Raw genomic sequence first — 17,964 nt, 5'->3', positions numbered from 1 at the left:
CCGACGTCTCCCGCCAACACCGACGTCCCCCGCCGCCCCCTCACCGCCATCTCCCGCCGACACCGACGTCTCCCGCCAACACCGACGTCCCCCGCGCCGATGCCTCCCGCCGACGTTGCCGTGCTCCCCCTCGCCTCAGTGCTCCCCGGCGTCCGAGCGCAGCGCGAACGTCCCCTGGGCCCGGCGCTTGCCCTGCACCGCGCACGTCGGGACGATCCCGTCGAGGAACAGGTACTGGTCGCGCGTGTAGGCGGCGCGCAGGTCCCCGGCGTCGGCCTGGGCGCGGACGGTGCGCCACCAGTCGGCGATGTCGCCCCAGCCGGGGGCCGCGAGCGAGCCGCCGAACTGCTGGACCGCGAGCGCCGAGCACAGGGAGGCGAACTTCAGCCGCTCCACGAGCGGCCACTCGGCGAGCGTCCCCAGCGTCATCGCGGCGGCGAAGACGTCGCCCGCCCCGGTCGTGTCCAGCGCGGTCACCGGCACCGCCGGGCAGAACGCCTCCTCGCCCGTCGACGAGTCGATCGCCAGCGCGCCCTGGACCCCGTCCGTGACCACCGCGAGCGGCACCCGATCGGCGAGCTTGCGCACGGCGCGGTCGGCGGTGTCGGTGCGGGTGTAGGCCATCGCCTCGACGGCGTTGGGGGTGAAGGCGTGGCAGTGCGCGAGCGGGGCCAGGTCGGCGACGTCCCAGCGCCCGGTCTCGTCGAAGCCGATGTCGGCGAAGATGCGGGTGCCGCGGGCGGCGAGGAACGCCCACCAGTCGGTCTCGCCGTGGAGGTCGACGACGGCGGCACAGGCCGCGGGCGCCCGACCGGCCATCGCCGACAGCGGCTCCGGCAGCGGGTGCCCGTGCGTGATCATCGCGCGATCCCCGGCGGTCGCGATCGACACCGTGAGGGCGGAGTGGAAGTGCTCGAAGCGGCGCGAGGCCGACAGGTCGATGCCCTCGTCGCGCGAGAGGGTGTCCCACATCCAGTCGGCGTAGGCGTCGTCCCCGAAACCGGCGACCAGGCCGGTGCGAAGGCCCAGGCGGGCGGCGGCCGTGGCGAGGTTGGCGATGCCGCCGGGGCACGAGCCCAGGCCCTCGGACCACAGCTCCTCGCCCGGTCCGGGCATGCGCGCGATCCCCGTGAAGACGAGGTCGAAGAACACGGTGCCCGACAGCAGCACGTCCAGGGGCGGGTCGTCGGGCCGGCGCACCGCGGCCAGCGGATCCCAGCCGCCGACGGGTGCGCTCGCGGGGCGGGCCCCGGTCGACGGGGTGGGGGAGCCGCCGGCGTCAGGTCGGGGCCCCGATGCGGCCGCGCTCAGCGTCTCGTCCGTGCCGCCCACCGGCTCGCTGCCGTTCGTCGTCATCCCTTCGAGACCCCCTCGAGCATGCCGCGGATGAAGTGCCGCTGCAGCAGCAGATAGCCGATCGCGACCGGCAACGCGACGATCACGGCGCCGGCCGACATGAGCGCCGTCTCGGCCGTGTACTGGCCCTGGAACGTCGCGAGCCCCAGCGGCGCGGTGCGCAGCGAGCCGGACGGCGTCATCACCAAGGCTATGAGGAACTCGTTCCATGTCCACATGAACGTCAGAACGATCAGCGTGACGATCGCGGGGCGCGAGGCGGGCGCGAGGATGCGGGTGAGGGTGCGCAGCGGGCCCGCGCCGTCGAGGGCGGCGGCCTCGAGCAGGTCCCGCGGCATCGAGCGGAACTGCGTGCGCAGCCAGAACGTGCCGAAGGCGACCGACTGCGCGATCTGCGGCAGGGCCACGGCGGCGAGCGTGTCGGTGAGCCCGAGCGTGCGCAGGTCGAAGAACAGGGGGATCACGATCGCCTCGGAGGGGATCATCAGCCCCAGCATCACGAGCGCGAACAGCACGCCGGAGCCGGGGAAGCGCATGGTCCCGAAGGCGTAGCCGGTGCCCAGGGACAGCACGAGCGCGGTCGGGACCACGATCGCGGCGACCGCCAGGGAGATCCCCAGCGAGCGCCCGAAGCCGCCGATCGTCCACGCGTCCACGAAGTTCTCCGGGTGCAGCGGGCCCGTCGCCCCGATCTGCGGGGACAGCGCCGTCCCCAGGATCAGGAGGATCGGGGCCAGCGCGAACGCCGCGAACACCAGCAGGATCGCGTAGTTCATCGTGCGCTCGGCGCGTGAGACCCTCATCGCAGGCCTCCCGCGGGCTCGTCGTCGCGCTCGCCGATGCGCGCCACCAGCATGTTGATCGCGAACACGATCGCCGTCAGGACGATCGCGACCGCGCACGCGGAGCCGACCTCCTTGAGCTCGAACGCCCGGCGGTACACCTCGAAGCTCGGGACCGTGGTGGAGGTGCCCGGGCCGCCCGAGGTGGTCAGGTAGACGAGGTCGAAGGTCTTGAGCGCCGCGATGATCGTCAGCACCAGGGCCGTGACGATCTCCCCGCGGACCGCCGGCAGCGTGATCGCGAAGAACTCGCGGACGGGCCCGGCGCCGTCGAGACGGGCCGCCTCATAGAGGTCGTCGGGGATGCGGCTCATGCCCGCGAGCAGCAGCAGCGTCACCAGACCCATCTCGAGCCAGGTGCCCACCAGGCCCACCGCCGGCAGCGCCGTCCCCGGCTCGCCCAGCCAGCCGTGCGCGAGGGAATCCAGGCGCAGGGCCCGCAGCGCCGTGTTCAGGGGGCCGTCGGGGGAGTAGATCTGCTTCCACGCGACGGCGACGACCGCGAGCGCGATCACCTGCGGCAGGAACACGACCGTGCGGAAGACGCCGAGGCCGCGCACCTGCCCGCGCCGCAGGATCGCCGCGAGGACCAGGCCGATGGCCAGCGGCAGCAGGGCATAGAAGACGATCAGGACCAGCGCGTTGCCGATCGCCGCGCGGAACGCGGCATCGCCCGCGAGCTCGACGTAGTTGCCCAGGCCGACGAACGTCGAGGGCCCGATGCCCGACCACTCGTACAGCGAGAACTGCGCGGCGCGCGCGAGCGGGTACAGGGCGAAGGCCGCGTAGACGAGGAAGCCCGGCGCGAGGAACGCGAGGGGCACCCAGCGGCTGCGGACCACGCTCGACGGGGGAGTGCGGCGCCGCCGGGACGCGGCACCGCCCCCGCCGGCCCCTGTCGAGGCGCCGGCGTCGACGGGCGCGGACGAGCCCCGGGCCGTCACGGCATGGGCCGGGCCCGCGGCCGCGGCGGGATCGGGCATGCTCAGGCCTTCTTCGTGAACGCCTCGTAGTCGTCCTGCAGGGCGGCGGCCGCATCCTCCGGGGTGCTCGACCCGTTCAGCAGCTCCTGCAGGGCGGCACCGGCGGTGTCGCCGAACGTCGGCGTGGCGTAGTCGAGGTAGGGCAGCAGCGCGCCGTCCGTCGAGACCGAGCCGAAGGCCTCGAAGATCTCCTTGGTGACGCCGCTGGCCGGGGCCAGCTCCGCGGTGTCCAGCACCGGGGTCCCGCCCTTCTCGGCGATGGTCTTCATCGCGTCCGCGCTGGTGATGAAGTCGATGTAGGCGGCGGCCGCGGCGGCGTTCTTCGCCTTCGCGGGGATCGAGAAGGGGATGCCGGTGCCGCCCGTGGTGGCGACTTTCCCGTCCTTGCCGGGCGGGGGTGCCATGAAGTGCAGGTCCTCGCCCATCACCGCGGCCATGTCGGGGCCCAGCCAGGAGCCGCCGATCAGCAGCACGCCCGTGCCCTGGGCGAAGTCCGCCCACGCGGTGTCGTAGTCGAGGGCCGCGGGGGAGGGGCCGAAGTAGCCGTTCTTCGCCCACTCGGCGAATGTCGTCAGCGCCTGCACGTTCTCGGGGGAGGTCCAGTCGGCACCCTCATTGCCCATCGCGAGCTTCGTGATCGTGTCGGCGTCCACGAGGCCTGCCTGTATCGGGCCCAGCACGTGCAGGGCGGGCCACTGGTCGAGGTCGCCCAGGACGATCGGCTGCTGACCGGCGGACTGCAGCATGCCCAGCAGTGCCGAGAGCTCGTCCCACGTGGTCGGGACGGTGCCGCCTGCGGCCTCGAGGCGCGAGGCGGAGTAGAAGATCCCGCAGATCTCGCCCGTCTGCGGCAGGCCCCACAGGGAGCCCTCGCCGAACGTCGTCGCGTCCGCCGAGTAGCGCGCCTTCGACAGCACCGACTCCTCGAAGCGGTCCGTCCAGCCGTAGGCCTCGGCGTAGCCCGAGAGGTCCGTGAGCTGGCCGGCCTTGACGAACTCGCCCATGTCGGCGCGCGCGTTGTTGACCTGCAGGACGTCGGGCACGTCGTTGCCCGACAGGGCGAGCGCCGCCTGCTTGAGCAGGTCGTCGGAGGACTGCGAGGTGCGGTCGACCGTCACGTTCGGGTACTTCGCCTGGAACTGCTCGATGAGCGCGGTGATCGCGTCGTTCTGCGCGCCGCGGACCTCTTGGTCCCAGACCTTCAGCGTGACCTCGCCCAGGCCCGCGATGTCGGTGTCGACCTCGTCGGCCTTCGGCGCCGGGGCCGTGGACGAGCCGTCCGTGCCCGAGCCCGGGGCGCAGGCGGCGAGCAGGGCGGTGCCGCTGATGGCGGCGGTGGAGGCGAGGAAGGTGCGTCGTCGCATGTCAGCTCCTGGGGTCGGGTCGCGCATCGGTCCGGTGGGGCGTGCCGGGGCCGGGACGCCCGGACGGGCGCGTCGACGGGCGGCGCGCCGGGGCGCGATGCCGCGATGCTAGCGTGCCCAGGCGTGATCGGCTGTCAGACGGTCCAGGTTTCAAGAACATGAGGGAGCAGGCGTCATGAAGCTCACGATCCTGGGCGGCGGCGGGTTCCGCGTCCCGCTCGTCTACGAGGCCGTCGCCACCGGCGCCACCGGGCTGCGGGTCGACGAGGTGGCCCTGCAGGACGTCGATGCGGCGCGCCTCGCGGCGATCGAGGCGGTCATCGCGGAGCTGGGCCGCGAGCTCGAGTCCGAGGGCCGCGCCGCCGGCCCCCTGCCCCGCCTGAGCGTGACCACCGACCTGCGCGAGGCCGTGACCGGGGCCGACTTCGTGTTCAGTGCCGTGCGCGTGGGCGGCGCCGAGGGCCGCACCGTCGACGAGCGCGTGGCCCTCGACCTCGGCCTGCTCGGGCAGGAGACCGTGGGCCCCGGCGGCCTCGCCTACGCCCTGCGCACCATCCCCGTCGCCGTCGAGATCGCCGAGGCGATCCGCGAGCTCGCCCCCGACGCCTGGACCATCTCCTTCACCAACCCCGCCGGGATCGTCACCGAGGCCATGCGCCGCGTGCTCGGCGACCGCGTGGTGGGGATCTGCGACACCCCCATCGGGCTGGTCCGACGGGTGGGTCGGCTGCTGGGGGCCGACCCCACCGGCGACGACGCCGTGGCCGTCGACTACGTGGGCCTGAACCACCTGGGCTGGCTGCGCGCCGTGACGGTCGACGGGCGGGACGAGCTGCCGCGGATCCTGGCCGATGACGCCGCCCTCGAGGAGATCGAGGAGGCCCGCCTAGTGGGCTTCGACTGGGTGCGGGCGACCGGGACGCTGCCCAACGAGTACCTCTTCTACTACCTGTTCACCGACCAGGCGCGGGCGCGGATCGCCGCGGCCGAGACCACCCGCGGCGAGTTCCTGGCCCGCCAGCAGGGCGCGTTCTACGACGCCGCGGGGGAGGCGGTCGGGCGCGGCGCAGCCGCTGGTGCGGCCGATGCCGTCGCCGGGGACAGGGTCGGGGCTGGGGCCGGGCGGCCGGACGCCTGCTGCCCCTCGTCCCTGGGCCTGTGGCGCTCGACCCTGCGCGAGCGCGAGGCCACGTACATGGCCGAGACCCGCGACGAGGAGCGCCGCGAGGAGGACATCGCCGGCGGCGGGTACCAGGAGGTCGCGCTGCGCCTGATGACCGCGATCGCGACCGGGCGGCCCGAGCGGATGATCCTCGACGTGGGCAACGCCCCGGCCTCCTCCGCGGGCGCCCCCGAGGACCGCGTGGTCCCGGAGCTGCCCGCCGACCTGGTGCTCGAGGTGATGTGCGTGGTCGACGGCGAGGGCGTGCACCCGCTGCCCGTCGGCCCGCTCACCCTCGAGCAGCTGGGGATGATGGCGCAGCTGCGCGCTTCCGAGCGCGAGATCCTCGAAGCCGCGCTCACCGGTTCCCGGGATCGCGCGCGACAGGGCTTCGCCACGCATCCGCTGGTGCGGTCGGTCGCGCTGGGGGCCGCGCTGCTGGAGGGGTATGAGGCCGGCCACCCCGAGATCGCGGCCCTGCTGGGGTAGAGGCGGTGTCGCCGGGGCGGAGGCGACGGCCGCCGTGCGGTAGCGGGACTCTGGTGGTGGGGTGACGCTCATATGGTCGGCAGATGCGCGCTGGAGTCCCGTTTCCGGAGGCTGGGGGCGGGGGCTGGTGCCGGTGATGGGTGCCCGTTCCGGTGCCGCGCGGAGGTGCTGCGAGAACTGGTAGCCATACGTGCAGACGGTCCTTGTGGAGGCGGTGTCTGCACGTATAGCTACCGGTTCTGCCATCCGGCCGGGGAGGCGGTCGCTGCAGCGTTGTGCGCGTCCGGCTGGCAGTTCTGCCATCCCGGCTGGGAGACGGCCGCAACAGGAGGCGGTCGCACCGGGAGACGGCCGCAACAGAAGGCGGCACGTCAGAGAGGGTGGCGCAGACGGACGCGGGCACGAGGGGGATCGACCGGCAGCACCCGGCGGCAGGCAGGATGGGGGCATGAGCACCGAGACGGCCCCGGCGGCGGAGAGCGAATTCCAGCGGAGCTCGGCCGTGCCCGGCCTCGAGCTGAGGACCTCCGCGGCCCGCGGCAGCTGCTACCGCCTCCACTCCCACGCGACCTGCTCGATCGGGCTGATCGACCAGGGGAGCACCGTCCTGACCGGCCCGCCGTCCGAGCGAGTGCGACTGCACGCGGGCGACGTCGTCGTGATCCCCGCCGGGCAGGTGCACGCGTGCAACCCGGACGCGAGCCTCTGGCGCTACCGCATGATCCACCTCGGCGACGGCGACGGAACCGGCCTGCCGACGGACGCCATCCTCGTTCTGCGCGACCCGGGCGTCCGCCGTGCCGCATCGGCCTGGGCGGATGCGATCTCGGCCGATGCCGTCCGTCCGGCGATCGACGCCCGCCTCGGCACGCTCCTCGAGCGGATGCGCACGGCCGCTCCCGTCGCGCGCGCCGGTCACGGCGAGGACCATGAGCTGCTCGAGCTTCTGGCGCCGGTGCTCGCGAGGCTCCGGGACGACGACGAGAACCCGTCCCTCGACGAGCTCGGCACGATGGTGGGCCTCAGCCACTTCCAGCTCATCCGCCGGATACGCCGGGCCACGGGGCTCACGCCCCTCGCATGGAGGCAGAACGCGCGCATCTCCCGTGCCCGGGAGATGCTGCGCGAGGGTGAGGGGATCGCCGAGACCGCGCATGCCGTCGGCTTCACGGACCAGAGCCATCTCCACCGCGTGTTCCGAGCGCATGTCGCCGCGTCCCCCGGCGCGTATCGGGCGCACGGCGCCTGAGATCGGAGAGGCGGAGGACGCTCCGCAATCTCATCCAAGACCCCACGACCACCGCGGACGGATCCTCGTCGAGGAGAGCGCGTTGTGGGAGAGGTCGGGACGGGTATGGAGCAGTTCGTCGTGGTCGCGGCCGCGCATCTCGGGGCCCTGCTGATCCCCGGGGTCGATTTCCTCCTCATCGTGCGCATGGCGGCGTCGCGGGGGTGGCAGATCGCCTCGGGCGCTTGCGTCGGCATCGCCGCGGCGAACGCGGCCTTCGTGGTCGCGGCGTTCGGCGGGATCGCACTCGTCTCCGAACCGGTGGTGCTGCAGGTCGTGCGGGGTGTCGGGGGTCTGTTCCTGCTCTGGATGGGCATCGCGTTCCTCCGGGCGGATGCCCGGATCGGGCCGGAGGCCATGGCGGAGGCCATGGCGGAGGCCACGGCGGAGGTCACGTCGGGGGATAAGGCGGGGGCTGTGGCGGGGGCATCCGCCTCCGGGGCCCTTGAGGCGAGAGGCGGCACCACATGGTGGTCCAGCACCGGCCTCGGTCTCGCATCGGGACTGCTCAACCCCAAGAACGCCCTGTTCTACGTGAGCCTCGCCGCCGTCGTGGGGACGCGACCGGGGCCGGTCCTCGCCGCCTACGGGATCTGGATGGTCGCGGTCGTGCTCGCCTGGGACCTCATCGTGGCGGCGACGTTCGGATCGGCCGGGTCCCGGGCGCGCTTGGACCGGGCGCTGCCGTGGATCACCCGGGCCTCCGGGGCGGTGATCCTGGGACTGGGCCTCGCGATGCTGCTCGAGATGGCGGTCGCGCAGACCTGAGCGGGGATCTCTGCCATGGCCGGGCGCTGGGGGCCGCGAAGCGGGACTGTGGTAGTGGGGTGACGCTCATATGGTCGGCAGATGCACGCTGGGGTCCCGTTTCCGGAGGGCTGGCGGCGGGGGCTGGTGCCGGTGATGGGTGCCCGTTCCGGTGCCGCGCGGAGGTGCTGCGAGAACTGGTAGCCATACGTGCAGACGGTCCTTGTGGAGGCGGTGTCTGCACGTATAGCTACCGGCTCTGCCATCCGGCCGGGGAGGCGGCCGTGAGAAGGGGCGCACCCGTGGTGGAATCCCGAGCGGGGAGGCAAGTGTGCGAGAGATCGACCGACAGCGCTCGACGGCAGGCAGGATGGGGGCATGAGCACCGACACTGCCTCGATCTTCGCCCTCACGTACGTCTACACGGACGACTCGGCCCGCATCGACGAGGTGCGCCCCGCCCACCGCGCCTTCCTGCGCGAGCTGCACGAGTCCGGGACGCTCCTGGCCTCGGGGCCCTTCGCCGACGACGGCCCCGCCGCCGCGCTCATCCTCCTGCGCGGGGAGAGCGCCGACGACCTCCTGACGGCCCTCGAGGCGGACCCGTTCTTCGAGGCCGGGCTGATCGCCGAGCGCAGCATCCGCCCCTGGAACGTGACCGTCGGCGACCTGGGCTGATCTGCCCCGACAGCAACAGCGACGGCAACAGCAACGGCACCCGCGGCAGCGATTACCGAGGGACGAGGCCGGGAGGGAAGCAGCCTGCCGCGGCGGCACGCGGAGCCTGCGCGGAACGGGACTGACACGACGTTCCCGCGTCCCCGCGTACCCGCCGGTCCGCCCGTTCGCTGGACGTGATTGCGATGGATGCGAAGCAGAACACCGTTCCCCCACATCGTCGCGCTGTCCCCATCACGGGCGCGGCGCGATGGGGAGCGGACGCTGACGATGGCAGGATCTCCGCATGACCACCGCCTCGCTCCTCGACCGCGCGATGTACTCCTATGCGGATGTCGACCGCCACGTCGGCCTCCATTCCGGTACCGCGCGGCGCTGGCTCGAGGGCTATACCCGGGGCGGACGGTTCTACGATCCGATCCTGCGCCCCGAGGCGACCGGTTCCGATGCCGTGACCTGGGGAGAGATGGTCGAGGCGCGCCTGGTGGCTGAGTTCCGATCCCGGCGGGTACCGCTGCAGCGGCTCCGACCGGCGATCGTCGAGCTCCGCAAGGAGTTCGGCCTCTATCCGCTCGCCCACGCCACCCCCTTCCTGGACATCGAAGGGCGAGAGCTGGTCCGTCGAGTGCAGGACGGGGTGGGGCTCGACCATGAGCTCTCCCTCGTGGTCGTCCGCAACGGGCAGCTGGTCCTCGCCCCGGAGACCGAGCGCTTCCATTCCATCGTCGAGTACGCAGATGATCTCGTCGCCCGGCTCCGGCCGCTTCCGCAGATCGCGTCCGTGGTCATGGACCCGCAACGGGCATTCGGGCAACCCGCCGTGCGCTCCGTGAGAACCGCTGCTCTCGCCGAGGTCTACCGCGCCGGGGGGAGCCGCGAGCTGATCAGCGACCTGTACGACCTCACGCCGGCGCAGGTGGATGATGCGCTGCGCTTCGAGCTGATCTCGCGCGAGCCCGCGGCCGCCTGAGGAGCCGGGGATGGACGTCCTCTTCTTCACGGACGAGAACGTCCTCGGTCTCGGCAAGCTCCTGGCGCGGGCCGGGCGGGATGACGTCCTCCACCCCGGTCATCCCGACCTGCCGGAGGTGCCTCTGGGCGCTTTGGACACCGAGTGGATGCCCGTCGTCGGCCGGCTGGGACTCGTCGTCGTGACTCGGGACCGGCGGATCCGCACCCGGCCAGCGGAGCAGGCGATCTATCGGGAGCACGGGATCAGATCGGTCTGGATCGGCGCCAAACAGGACCTGCTGCCGGAAGACCAGGTGCGGATCTTCCTGAGACACGAGAGCCGGATCCGTCGAGAGATCGTCAAGAGAGGCCCCGGCCCGTGGGCGCTGGCTCTCACAGAGTCCGGGGTGCGTCCGCTGCGCTTCGGCACATGACCGCCGCCCCGACCGGAATGCGCGGGGAGAGCGCCGACGGCCGAGCCCCGCCCGATGGACCGCAGCGGAAACACAGCCCGACGGACCGCGGCGGAACCGAGGGGCCGCAGTGCTCGTCGGCCGACGGGTCAGCCCCAGCAGAGACAGAACGGGTGCCCGGCGGGATCCGCGTAGACCCGGAACCCGTGCTCCCGCTCAGCGGGCGACTGCGACGTGTCGAGCTCCCGCGCCCCCAGGGCCAGGAGCTCCCGGGAGGACGCGTCCACCTCGTCGACCTCGGCGTACACGTCCAGATGGATGTGCAAGGGCACGGAGTCGTCGGGCCAGGTGGGAGTGATGAGCCCGGGGGCCCGTTGGACCCCCAGCACCACCGCTCCGTCGACCACCACATCGCGCCACTGGCCGAACGCGTCGCTGTCGGCGTTCGCGACCTCTCCGCCGAGCACGGCGGCCCAGAAATCGGCCTCGGCATCGATGTCCTCGGCGTTCACCGTCGGATAGTGCTTCGTCACGCGCATGGAGTCCTCCAGATGGGATTCGGCGGGACGCTGGTCGAGGGGCGTCTGCGAGGGAGGAGCCGGGTACAGGAGTCGGGTCGGCAGGAGCGGTTCGAGTCAGTTCCCGGAGTCGTCGGGGAGCAGGGCGTCGCGGTCGGCCTCGAGGTCGACCGGCGTGGAGGGGCCGGCAGGGCGCTCGGCGCCGCCCTGAGCTGCGGGCATGGCGGGGGAGCGCGGTGCGGTGGCGGGGCGTGCCTCGGATGCCGCCTCGGCGGGGGAGCGCGGTTCCGCCACGGAGTGCGATGCGGACGTCGACGCCTCGGTGGCCGCCGCGTCGTCGCGTGTGCGCGGTGCGCCCCAGGGCTCGGGCGCGAGGGCCTGTTTCGCCCGCGCGCGGTCGGCACCCACGCTCGTCCCGCTCTCCGCGGCCGCCGCACGCGCGTCGAGGTATCGGCCCATCGTGGTGCGCCGCACGATCTCGTCGCCGATCACCACCAGCGGCAGCGCCGCATGGCCGCCGTGGGCGATGACGAAGGCATCGGCGTCCGCATCCTGGTAGACGTTCACCCAGGTCACGTCGGGGCGCTCGCCGCGGATCGCCGTCTGCAGGCGCGCCGAGAGCGGGTCGCCCGGGGCCCACAGGATGATCGCGTGGTCGTCCGCGCGGCGGCTCATCGCCAGGCCGAACGGCACGTGCTGGCCACCGCGGATGGGCGAGGTCCAGTACCCCATGAACAGCGCCGCGACCGCGACCGCGGCACCGCCCCACCACAGGCGCATCCCGAGCAGGATCGCGGCCACCAGCAGGCCGCCGATCACGAGCAGGGCGGGGCGCAGCCAGGCGCGGGCGGGGATGCGGGAGGTCATGGCACCAGGGTAGGGCCGGGGCCTGAACCCGTCCGTCCCCGGCCGCGTCGTTCCTGCGGACCTCGGCCCCCGCCGTCGAGTGTCACGCTCCGTCGCAGAATCGGGCGCGGATGACTCGCAGCGTGACACTCGAGGGGTGAAGGGGCGCGGGAGGGGGAGCGTTCCCGGGTGGCCCGAGAGGGGCGGGAGCACGCAGGGGACGGGGAGCTCGCACACTGCCCCGCGCCCGGTCAGATGAGCGCGGCCTCGATCGAGCGCGCGCCCGTCTCCGCGGCCAGCGCGTCGCGGAGCGCGGCGACCGCGGGAATCGCCATCGCACCCTTGCGGTTGATCAGCCCGATGGTGCGGTTGGTGAGCTCGGGCAGGGTGCGCACCACGACGCGGTCCGACGGCGCGGCCTCGAGCGTGATCTCGGGCATGAGCGCGACGCCCGCCCCGTGCTCGATGAGGCGGTGGACGACCGTCGCATCGTCGGTCGAGTAGCGGACGTGGGGCGTGAAGCCGGCGCTGCGGGCGTTGGCCATGAGGTTCGCGCGGCAGCGTTCGCAGCCGGCGATCCAGTCCTCGCCCCGGAGGTCGGCGAGCGCGAGCTCCGGGTCGTGGGCCCGCTCGTGCTCGGCCGGGAGGATCGCCAGCACGCGGTCCTCGAGCAGCGGCGTCCACTCGAGGGTGCCCTCGGCGTCGACGTCCGTGCAGCCGTAGCGGAACACGAGCGCGAGATCCACCTGGTTGTCCATGAGGGCGGGGATCGCGTCCGGCGGCTCGAGCTCCTCGAAGGACACGTCCACCCCGGGCGCCGTCTCCCGCATGCGGGCCAGCGCCGGCGGGAGGAGCACGGCGGCGGCCGAGGGGAACGTCGCGAAGCGCACGCGCCCGCGGCGCAGGGCGGTGATGTCGGCGAGCTCCTCCTCGGCGGCCTGCAGCTGCGCCGCGACGGCCTCCGCGTGGGAGGCGAGGCGCCGCCCGGCCTCCGTGGGGGTCACGCCCGACGAGCTGCGCAGCAGCAGCTGCGTGCCGATCTCCTTCTCGAGCGCCGCGAGGTGCTGGGAGACGGCGGGCTGCGTCCAGCCGAGCTCGCGGGCACCGGCGCCGATCGAGCCGTTGCGCACCACGGTGCGGAAGATGAGCAGGCGACGAGGATCCATGCGACGAGTGTAGACGCGAGACCATAGGTGTGCTTATGAGTCCGGGCACATCGCGTGGTCCTCTCGGCACCCGCTCACGCGAGCGGCGGCAGCCCCAGGTTCTCCCGCAGCGTCGGCCCCGCGTACGCGCTCGGGTAGACACCGCGGTCCTGCAGACGCGGCACGAGGTGGTCGACGATGTCGTCGATCCCGCCGGGCACGAGCCACGGCGTGATGTTCAGACCGTCGACCGCGCCCAGGCGCACGAGCTCGGCGAGCTCGTCGGCGACCGTGTCGTACGACCCGACGTGCGTGCCGCCGCGCGAGCCCTGGCGCGAGCGCGCGAACTCGAGGATCGACAGGCCCTTGGCGGCGGCCTCGGCCCGCCACGCGTCCGTGAGTTCCTTGGCCTTCTCGAACTGGAAGCCGGCCCCGCGGGTCACGCCCGAGACGACCACCTCGGGGTCGACGTCCGGCAGCGGACCGTCGGGATCGAACGCGGAGAGGTCGCGGCCCCAGTACTGCTCGAGGAGGTCGAGGGCCTGGCGCGGGCCGATCTGCTGGGTGCGCAGCCAGCGCACCTTCTCCTCGGCCTCGGCATCGGTCTCGGCGAGGACGAGCTCGGCGCCCGGCATGATCTGCACGGCCTGCGCGTCGCGGCCCGCGGCGAGCGTGCGCTCGACGAGGTCGCGGCGGAACTCGATCGCCCGCTCGCGGTCGCCGAACGGCGAGAACACGACGTCGGCGGTGCGGGCGGCGAAGTCGCGGCCCTCGGGGGACACGCCGGCCTGGAACACGACGGGCTCGCCCTGGGGCGAGCGCGGCAGGCGTCCCGTCGCGCGCACCGTGTAGTGCGCCCCGACGTGCTCGATCTCCTCGCCGCGCCACACCTGCCGCGCGATCTCCACCGCGGCCTCGGCGTGGGTGTAGCGGTCGGCGTGGTCGAGGTAGCCCCCGCGCCGGAAGTTCTCGCCGGTCCACGCGTTGTCGGTGGTCACGACGTTCCACGCGGCGCGTCCGCCGGAGATGAGGTCGAGGCTCTGCAGGCGCCGCGCGAGGTCCACCGGGTCGTTGTACGTCGTGTTCTGCGTGGCCACGAGCCCGATGTTCTCGGTGATGCCCGCGAGCGCCGCGAGCAGCGTCTGGGCGTCGGGCCGTCCGGCCACGTCGGACTCGAGCGGGACGCCCCGGTGCTCGCGCAGCCGCAGCCCCTCGCCGAGGAAGAACGCGCTGAACAGGCCCCTCTGCGCAGTCGTGATGATCCGGGAGAACGAGTCCCACGCGACCTGGTCGCCCGACTCGGGCAGGCGCCAGACGGTCGAGGAGTTCACGCCCTGGAAGAAGACACCCAGGCGCAGGACGCCGGTGGGGGTGTGGGACGGATGGATGGGGTGCGGATCGGAGGTCATGGTCTCTCCTGGTCTCCTGACGAGGGATGCGGACTCGCGGCCGCGCGGGCGCGAGAAGGGGACGACGGCTCAGGCGGTGCGGGCGCGATCGGCGCGCCGGGCGGGATCGATGACGACGTCGGGGCGCGCGAGCGAGAGCTGCGAGCGCAGCGTCGTGCCCGGCGCGGGAGCCGGGGCCACGAGGCCGAGGTCCCGCAGCTCGTCGGCGGCCCGTGCGAGCTCGAGTGCGCGGCCCTCGGGATCCGCGGCGAACCCGGCCTCGAGCAGGCGCACGAGGCGCGGTGCGGGCTCGTCGTCGCGGGCGCCCTCGAGCGCCGCCCGGACGGCCGCGACGATCGCCGACGCGTCCGCCGTCGGGTCGATCTCGACGTCCCGTGCACGACCGTCGGCGAGATCGCGCACGGTGGTCCCGCCCACCGCCGCCGCGTCCTCGTCGGCCACGAGCACGGGCACGAGGCCCTGCGGGGAGCGCGGCGTGATCGACGGGCCGCGCACGGAGAACGTCGCCGTCGAGGCGTCGACGTACTGCAGGCGGCTCGCGTCCATGTAGACCCCGCGCTCGACGTCGCGCACGACCGCGTCGTCGGCCCACGAGTCCCACACGAGGCGGGCGGTGCGCACGACATCGGCGACCTCGCGCTCGAGGTCCGCGCCCGAGAGCGCCTCACGGCCCACGGCCGCCGCGGCGGCCTCGTCCGAGCGGGCCTCCACGAGCCAGCCCGCGCGCCCGAGCGAGACGTGGTCGAGGCTCATGAGCTGGGTGGCCAGGTGGAACGGCTCGACGTCCACCGCATCCGTGCGGGCCAGCAGGGCGATCGCGTGCGTGTGCGGGGCCAGCGCGGCGGCCGCGAGGACGGGATGCAGCTCGCCGCGCTCGGCGTCGCCGGAGACGACGACCCCGCCCAGGCGGGCCGCCTCGAGAGCGCGCCCGAGGGCGGCGAGGTCCGCGACGAGGCCGGGATCGGCCCTCACGTCGAGGGCGAGCACGGGAGCGGTGGGCGTGGGATCGACGGTCACGGGTTCTCCTTGGTGTGGACGGTGGACTCGGTGAGGGCCTCGGCGCTCAGGTGCCAGCGCTCGAGGACCTGCTGGTACGTGCCCTCGGCCATGAGGGCGTTGATGGCCGCGGCATAGGGCTCGGCGAGGCCGCTGCCGCGCACGACGGTCGCGGCCACGAGCGTCGACTGCGGCCACCCGGCGTCGACCTTCCCCTGCGTCTCGACGTCGTCGCGGGTCGTGGCCACGTAGGTCATGGTCGCGAGCGGCGCGAAGTAGGCGTCGATGCGGCCCGCGCCGAGCGCGAGCAGGACGTCCGCGTCGCTCGAGTAGTTCTTGAGCTCGGCGGGTGCCGATCCCGCGGACGTGAGCTGCGTGTTCCACTCGGTGAGGATCCGCTCCTGGTTTGTGCCCGAGCCGACCGCGATCGTGCGCCCCGAGATCGACTCGGGGGTGCCCAGGTCGAGGTCGGAGCCCTTGGACACGAGGAACGTCATGAAGGCCGCGCGGTAGGACGCGAAGTCGAACTTCTCGAGCCGCTGGGCGTTGATGCCGACGTTCGCGTGCACCACGTCGAAGTCGCCCCCTTCGAGCGACAGCGGCCAGGAGTCCCAGCTCGTCAGGCGCAGGTCGAAGTCGAGGCCGAGCTTGTCGGCGACGAGCTGGGCGATGTCGGGCTCGGCGCCGATCGTCGTGGTGTTGTCGTCGGCGAGGAACACGAGCGGGGGAGTCCCGCCCGTGATCGAGCCGACGATGAGGCTGCCGCGCTCGCGTATCGCCGCGGGGACGGTGGCCGCGATCGCCTCGTCGACGGTCGAGCGGATCCGCTCCTGGGTGCCGGACGTGTCGATCGTCCCGGCGGCCGCCGCGTCGCCGCCGCCGTCGGAGGCCTTGGCAGCGGCGGCGGTGCTCGAGGAGACGGGGTCGCTGCACGCGGCGAGCGCGGCGAGCGGCACGAGCATGCCCGCGCCGAGGAGGGTGCGGCGGGCCAGGGGGAGGGGTGCGTGAGGCATGGAGGTTCTCCGGTCAGGGGTGGGTGGGGGGTCAGGCGCCGCGGACACGGGCCAGGAAGGAGCGGGTGCGCTCGTGGCGCGGGGCGTCGATGACCTGCGAGGGCGGACCCTCCTCGACGACGACGCCGCCGTCCATGAACACGACGCGGTCGGCGACGTCCCGCGCGAACGAGATCTCGTGCGTGACGATCACGAGCGTGGTCCCGGCGGTCGCGAGGCCGCGGATGACCGCGAGCACCTCCTCGACGAGCTCGGGGTCCAGGGCGCTCGTGGGCTCGTCGAACAGCAGCACCTGCGGGTCGAGCGCGAGGGCGCGCGCGATCGCGACGCGCTGCTGCTGGCCGCCCGAGAGCTGGCGCGGGAAGGCGTGGGCCTTCTCCTCGAGGCCGACGAGCGCGAGCAGCTCGCGAGCGCGGGCGATGGCGTCGGCCTTGGGGACGCCGAGGGCTCGGCGCGGTGCCTCGGCCACGTTCTGCAGCGCCGTGAGGTGGGCGAACAGGTGGAAGCTCTGGAACACCATCCCCACGCGCGTGCGCTGGCGCAGGACCTCGCGCTCGGGCAGCTCGTGCAGGACGTCCCCGACCCGGCGGTAGCCGATCACCTCCCCGTCGATCGCGACGATGCCGCGGTCGAGGGGCTCGAGGTAATTGATCGTGCGCAGCAGGGTCGACTTGCCAGACCCCGACGGCCCCAGGATCGCCGTGACGGAGCCCGGCTCGAGGGTCAGGTCGATGCCGCGCAGCACCTCGAGACCGCCGAAGGACTTGTGGACATCGTGGATCTCGATCCGGCCGCCGCGGCGCACGAGGATCTCGGCGCTCATGCCGCGACCCCCTCGGCGGTCGCGCGACGGGCCGCGAGGCGGGCGCGCAGGGACTGCAGCGGCGTGGGCGGGAGAGTGCGGACCGCGCCCTTGGCGTAGTGGCGCTCGATGTAGTACTGCGCGATGGACAGCACCGAGGTGATGACGATGTACCACAGCGTCGCCACGAGCAGCATCGGGAGCACCTGCTGGGTGCGGCCGTAGATGAGCTGGACGGTGAAGAACAGTTCCGCGTGCGCGAGCACGTAGACCACCGAGGTGCCCTTGACCAGGCCGATGATCTCGTTGAACGCGGTCGGGAGGATCGCCCGCATGGCCTGGGGCAGGACGATCCGCAACGAGCGGTCGCGCGCCGGGATCCCGAGCGCGCTCGCGGCCTCGAGCTGGCCGGCGTCGACCGAGAGGATGCCGCCGCGGATGAGCTCGGCCGCGTAGGCCGCCTGGTGCAGGCCGAGGCCGAGGACGGCGGCGAGCAGCGGCGTCATGAGGTCGCTCGTGCGGGACTCGAAGAGCGTGACGTCCGTGAACGGGATCCCGAGGCGCACCGTTGCGTAGATGTAGCCGAGGTTGTACCAGAGCAGCAGCTGCACGAGCAGCGGCGTGGACCGGAAGATCCACGAGAACGTCCAGGCCACGGCGCGGGCGATGCCCGACCCCGACAGCCGCATGAGGGCGAGCACGAGGCCCAGGCCGAAGCCGACGACGCCCGCGAGGACGGTGAGCTTGAGGGTCTCGAGCAGGGCGAGCACGATCGTGCGGGCCGCGAACCACTGGGCCACGACGCCCCACTCCCAGCGGGGGTTGGTGATGAGCGAGACGGCGACGATCGCGACGACCACGGCCGCGAGGGCCGTGAGGACCGCCCGGCCCCGTCGCGGGGCGGGCACGATCTGCAGCGAGTCTCTTATACACATCTGACGCTGCCGACGAAGAGGATAGTG

General features: G+C 73.1%; 18 protein-coding genes. 6 read left to right on the top strand and 12 right to left on the bottom strand.

Features of this window, described 5'->3' with window-relative positions:
- Positions 1–135 precede the first annotated feature (135 nt).
- Genes FM110_RS11670 through FM110_RS11655 form a run of 4 tightly spaced genes read right to left on the bottom strand, consistent with a single transcriptional unit; the run spans position 136 to position 4,545 of the window.
- Positions 136–1,356, bottom strand: coding sequence for a carbohydrate kinase family protein (locus FM110_RS11670; RefSeq protein WP_087104933.1), 1,221 nt, complete (start codon positions 1,354–1,356; stop codon positions 136–138).
- On the bottom strand, positions 1,353–2,159 hold the full coding sequence (locus FM110_RS11665; RefSeq protein WP_087104932.1) for a carbohydrate ABC transporter permease: 807 nt from the start codon (positions 2,157–2,159) through the stop codon (positions 1,353–1,355). Before FM110_RS11665 ends, FM110_RS11670 begins: the two co-directional genes overlap by 4 nt.
- Positions 2,156–3,181, bottom strand: a complete 1,026-nt coding sequence (locus tag FM110_RS11660; protein WP_087104931.1) for a carbohydrate ABC transporter permease — start codon at positions 3,179–3,181, stop codon at positions 2,156–2,158. Before FM110_RS11660 ends, FM110_RS11665 begins: the two co-directional genes overlap by 4 nt.
- A 2-nt stretch (positions 3,182–3,183) precedes the next feature.
- Positions 3,184–4,545 carry an ABC transporter substrate-binding protein gene (locus tag FM110_RS11655; RefSeq protein ID WP_087104930.1) on the bottom strand — a complete coding sequence of 454 codons (1,362 nt, stop codon included), beginning with the start codon at positions 4,543–4,545 and terminating at the stop codon, positions 3,184–3,186.
- A 175-nt stretch (positions 4,546–4,720) separates the two neighbouring features.
- On the opposite strand from FM110_RS11655, the gene FM110_RS11650 reads away from it, so the two are divergent.
- From FM110_RS11650 to FM110_RS11625, 6 genes are all read left to right on the top strand, one after another.
- A complete protein-coding gene (locus FM110_RS11650; RefSeq protein WP_087104929.1) occupies positions 4,721–6,196 on the top strand; it encodes a family 4 glycosyl hydrolase in 1,476 nt (491 codons plus the stop codon).
- A gap of 448 nt (positions 6,197–6,644) precedes the next feature.
- Positions 6,645–7,445, top strand: coding sequence for a helix-turn-helix domain-containing protein (locus FM110_RS11645; protein WP_087104928.1), 801 nt, complete (start codon positions 6,645–6,647; stop codon positions 7,443–7,445).
- A gap of 84 nt (positions 7,446–7,529) precedes the next feature.
- Positions 7,530–8,252 (top strand): LysE family translocator, encoded by a 723-nt coding sequence (locus FM110_RS11640; RefSeq protein ID WP_234992395.1) that lies wholly within the window; start codon positions 7,530–7,532, stop codon positions 8,250–8,252.
- 357 nt (positions 8,253–8,609) lie between these two features.
- The gene (locus FM110_RS11635; RefSeq protein WP_087104926.1) at positions 8,610–8,909 is read left to right on the top strand and encodes a YciI family protein; all 300 of its coding nucleotides are present in this window, start codon (positions 8,610–8,612) and stop codon (positions 8,907–8,909) included.
- A gap of 286 nt (positions 8,910–9,195) precedes the next feature.
- On the top strand, positions 9,196–9,879 hold the full coding sequence (locus tag FM110_RS11630; RefSeq protein ID WP_087104925.1) for a DUF433 domain-containing protein: 684 nt from the start codon (positions 9,196–9,198) through the stop codon (positions 9,877–9,879).
- Between the two features lie 10 nt (positions 9,880–9,889).
- The gene (locus tag FM110_RS11625) at positions 9,890–10,294 is read left to right on the top strand and encodes a PIN-like domain-containing protein (RefSeq protein WP_087104924.1); all 405 of its coding nucleotides are present in this window, start codon (positions 9,890–9,892) and stop codon (positions 10,292–10,294) included.
- Between the two features lie 128 nt (positions 10,295–10,422).
- On the opposite strand, the gene FM110_RS11620 is transcribed toward FM110_RS11625, so the two are convergent.
- From FM110_RS11620 to FM110_RS11585, 8 genes are all read right to left on the bottom strand, one after another.
- Entirely contained in the window at positions 10,423–10,812 is a 390-nt protein-coding gene (locus tag FM110_RS11620) for a VOC family protein (protein WP_087104923.1), read from the bottom strand.
- Positions 10,813–10,908: 96 nt separating this feature from the next.
- Positions 10,909–11,658, bottom strand: coding sequence for a hypothetical protein (locus tag FM110_RS11615; RefSeq protein WP_200810236.1), 750 nt, complete (start codon positions 11,656–11,658; stop codon positions 10,909–10,911).
- Between the two features lie 230 nt (positions 11,659–11,888).
- Positions 11,889–12,803 carry a LysR family transcriptional regulator gene (locus FM110_RS11610; RefSeq protein WP_087104922.1) on the bottom strand — a complete coding sequence of 305 codons (915 nt, stop codon included), beginning with the start codon at positions 12,801–12,803 and terminating at the stop codon, positions 11,889–11,891.
- A gap of 74 nt (positions 12,804–12,877) precedes the next feature.
- Complete coding sequence (locus FM110_RS11605; RefSeq protein ID WP_087104921.1) at positions 12,878–14,191, bottom strand: LLM class flavin-dependent oxidoreductase; 1,314 nt, start codon at positions 14,189–14,191, stop codon at positions 12,878–12,880.
- Positions 14,192–14,260: 69 nt separating this feature from the next.
- Complete coding sequence (locus FM110_RS11600) at positions 14,261–15,208, bottom strand: LLM class oxidoreductase (protein WP_159458075.1); 948 nt, start codon at positions 15,206–15,208, stop codon at positions 14,261–14,263.
- On the bottom strand, positions 15,205–16,200 hold the full coding sequence (locus tag FM110_RS11595) for a transporter substrate-binding domain-containing protein (protein ID WP_087104919.1): 996 nt from the start codon (positions 16,198–16,200) through the stop codon (positions 15,205–15,207). The genes FM110_RS11600 and FM110_RS11595 overlap by 4 nt, the downstream gene beginning before the upstream one ends.
- 31 nt (positions 16,201–16,231) lie before the next feature.
- Complete coding sequence (locus tag FM110_RS11590; protein WP_087104918.1) at positions 16,232–17,023, bottom strand: amino acid ABC transporter ATP-binding protein; 792 nt, start codon at positions 17,021–17,023, stop codon at positions 16,232–16,234.
- Positions 17,020–17,937, bottom strand: a complete 918-nt coding sequence (locus FM110_RS11585) for an amino acid ABC transporter permease (RefSeq protein ID WP_087104917.1) — start codon at positions 17,935–17,937, stop codon at positions 17,020–17,022. Before FM110_RS11585 ends, FM110_RS11590 begins: the two co-directional genes overlap by 4 nt.
- Positions 17,938–17,964 lie beyond the last annotated feature (27 nt).

This window comes from Brachybacterium nesterenkovii (assembly GCF_900163655.1).
Classification (GTDB): Bacteria; Actinomycetota; Actinomycetes; order Actinomycetales; family Dermabacteraceae; genus Brachybacterium; species Brachybacterium nesterenkovii.
The sequence above is the reverse complement of the archived record's forward strand: the minus strand, read 5'-3'. Positions and strand labels throughout refer to the sequence as shown.

What these genes read in the sequence shown, in the direction of transcription:
- FM110_RS11670 (WP_087104933.1), bottom strand. Translation starts at nt 1,356, where the DNA reads ATGACGACGAACGGCAGCGAGCCGGTGGGCGGCACGGACGAGACGCTG.
- FM110_RS11665 (WP_087104932.1), bottom strand. Translation starts at nt 2,159, where the DNA reads ATGAGGGTCTCACGCGCCGAGCGCACGATGAACTACGCGATCCTGCTG.
- FM110_RS11660 (WP_087104931.1), bottom strand. Translation starts at nt 3,181, where the DNA reads ATGCCCGATCCCGCCGCGGCCGCGGGCCCGGCCCATGCCGTGACGGCC.
- FM110_RS11655 (WP_087104930.1), bottom strand. Translation starts at nt 4,545, where the DNA reads ATGCGACGACGCACCTTCCTCGCCTCCACCGCCGCCATCAGCGGCACC.
- FM110_RS11650 (WP_087104929.1), top strand. Translation starts at nt 4,721, where the DNA reads ATGAAGCTCACGATCCTGGGCGGCGGCGGGTTCCGCGTCCCGCTCGTC.
- FM110_RS11645 (WP_087104928.1), top strand. Translation starts at nt 6,645, where the DNA reads ATGAGCACCGAGACGGCCCCGGCGGCGGAGAGCGAATTCCAGCGGAGC.
- FM110_RS11635 (WP_087104926.1), top strand. Translation starts at nt 8,610, where the DNA reads ATGAGCACCGACACTGCCTCGATCTTCGCCCTCACGTACGTCTACACG.
- FM110_RS11630 (WP_087104925.1), top strand. Translation starts at nt 9,196, where the DNA reads ATGACCACCGCCTCGCTCCTCGACCGCGCGATGTACTCCTATGCGGAT.
- FM110_RS11625 (WP_087104924.1), top strand. Translation starts at nt 9,890, where the DNA reads ATGGACGTCCTCTTCTTCACGGACGAGAACGTCCTCGGTCTCGGCAAG.
- FM110_RS11620 (WP_087104923.1), bottom strand. Translation starts at nt 10,812, where the DNA reads ATGCGCGTGACGAAGCACTATCCGACGGTGAACGCCGAGGACATCGAT.
- FM110_RS11615 (WP_200810236.1), bottom strand. Translation starts at nt 11,658, where the DNA reads ATGACCTCCCGCATCCCCGCCCGCGCCTGGCTGCGCCCCGCCCTGCTC.
- FM110_RS11610 (WP_087104922.1), bottom strand. Translation starts at nt 12,803, where the DNA reads ATGGATCCTCGTCGCCTGCTCATCTTCCGCACCGTGGTGCGCAACGGC.
- FM110_RS11605 (WP_087104921.1), bottom strand. Translation starts at nt 14,191, where the DNA reads ATGACCTCCGATCCGCACCCCATCCATCCGTCCCACACCCCCACCGGC.
- FM110_RS11595 (WP_087104919.1), bottom strand. Translation starts at nt 16,200, where the DNA reads ATGCCTCACGCACCCCTCCCCCTGGCCCGCCGCACCCTCCTCGGCGCG.
- FM110_RS11590 (WP_087104918.1), bottom strand. Translation starts at nt 17,023, where the DNA reads ATGAGCGCCGAGATCCTCGTGCGCCGCGGCGGCCGGATCGAGATCCAC.
- FM110_RS11585 (WP_087104917.1), bottom strand. Translation starts at nt 17,937, where the DNA reads ATGTGTATAAGAGACTCGCTGCAGATCGTGCCCGCCCCGCGACGGGGC.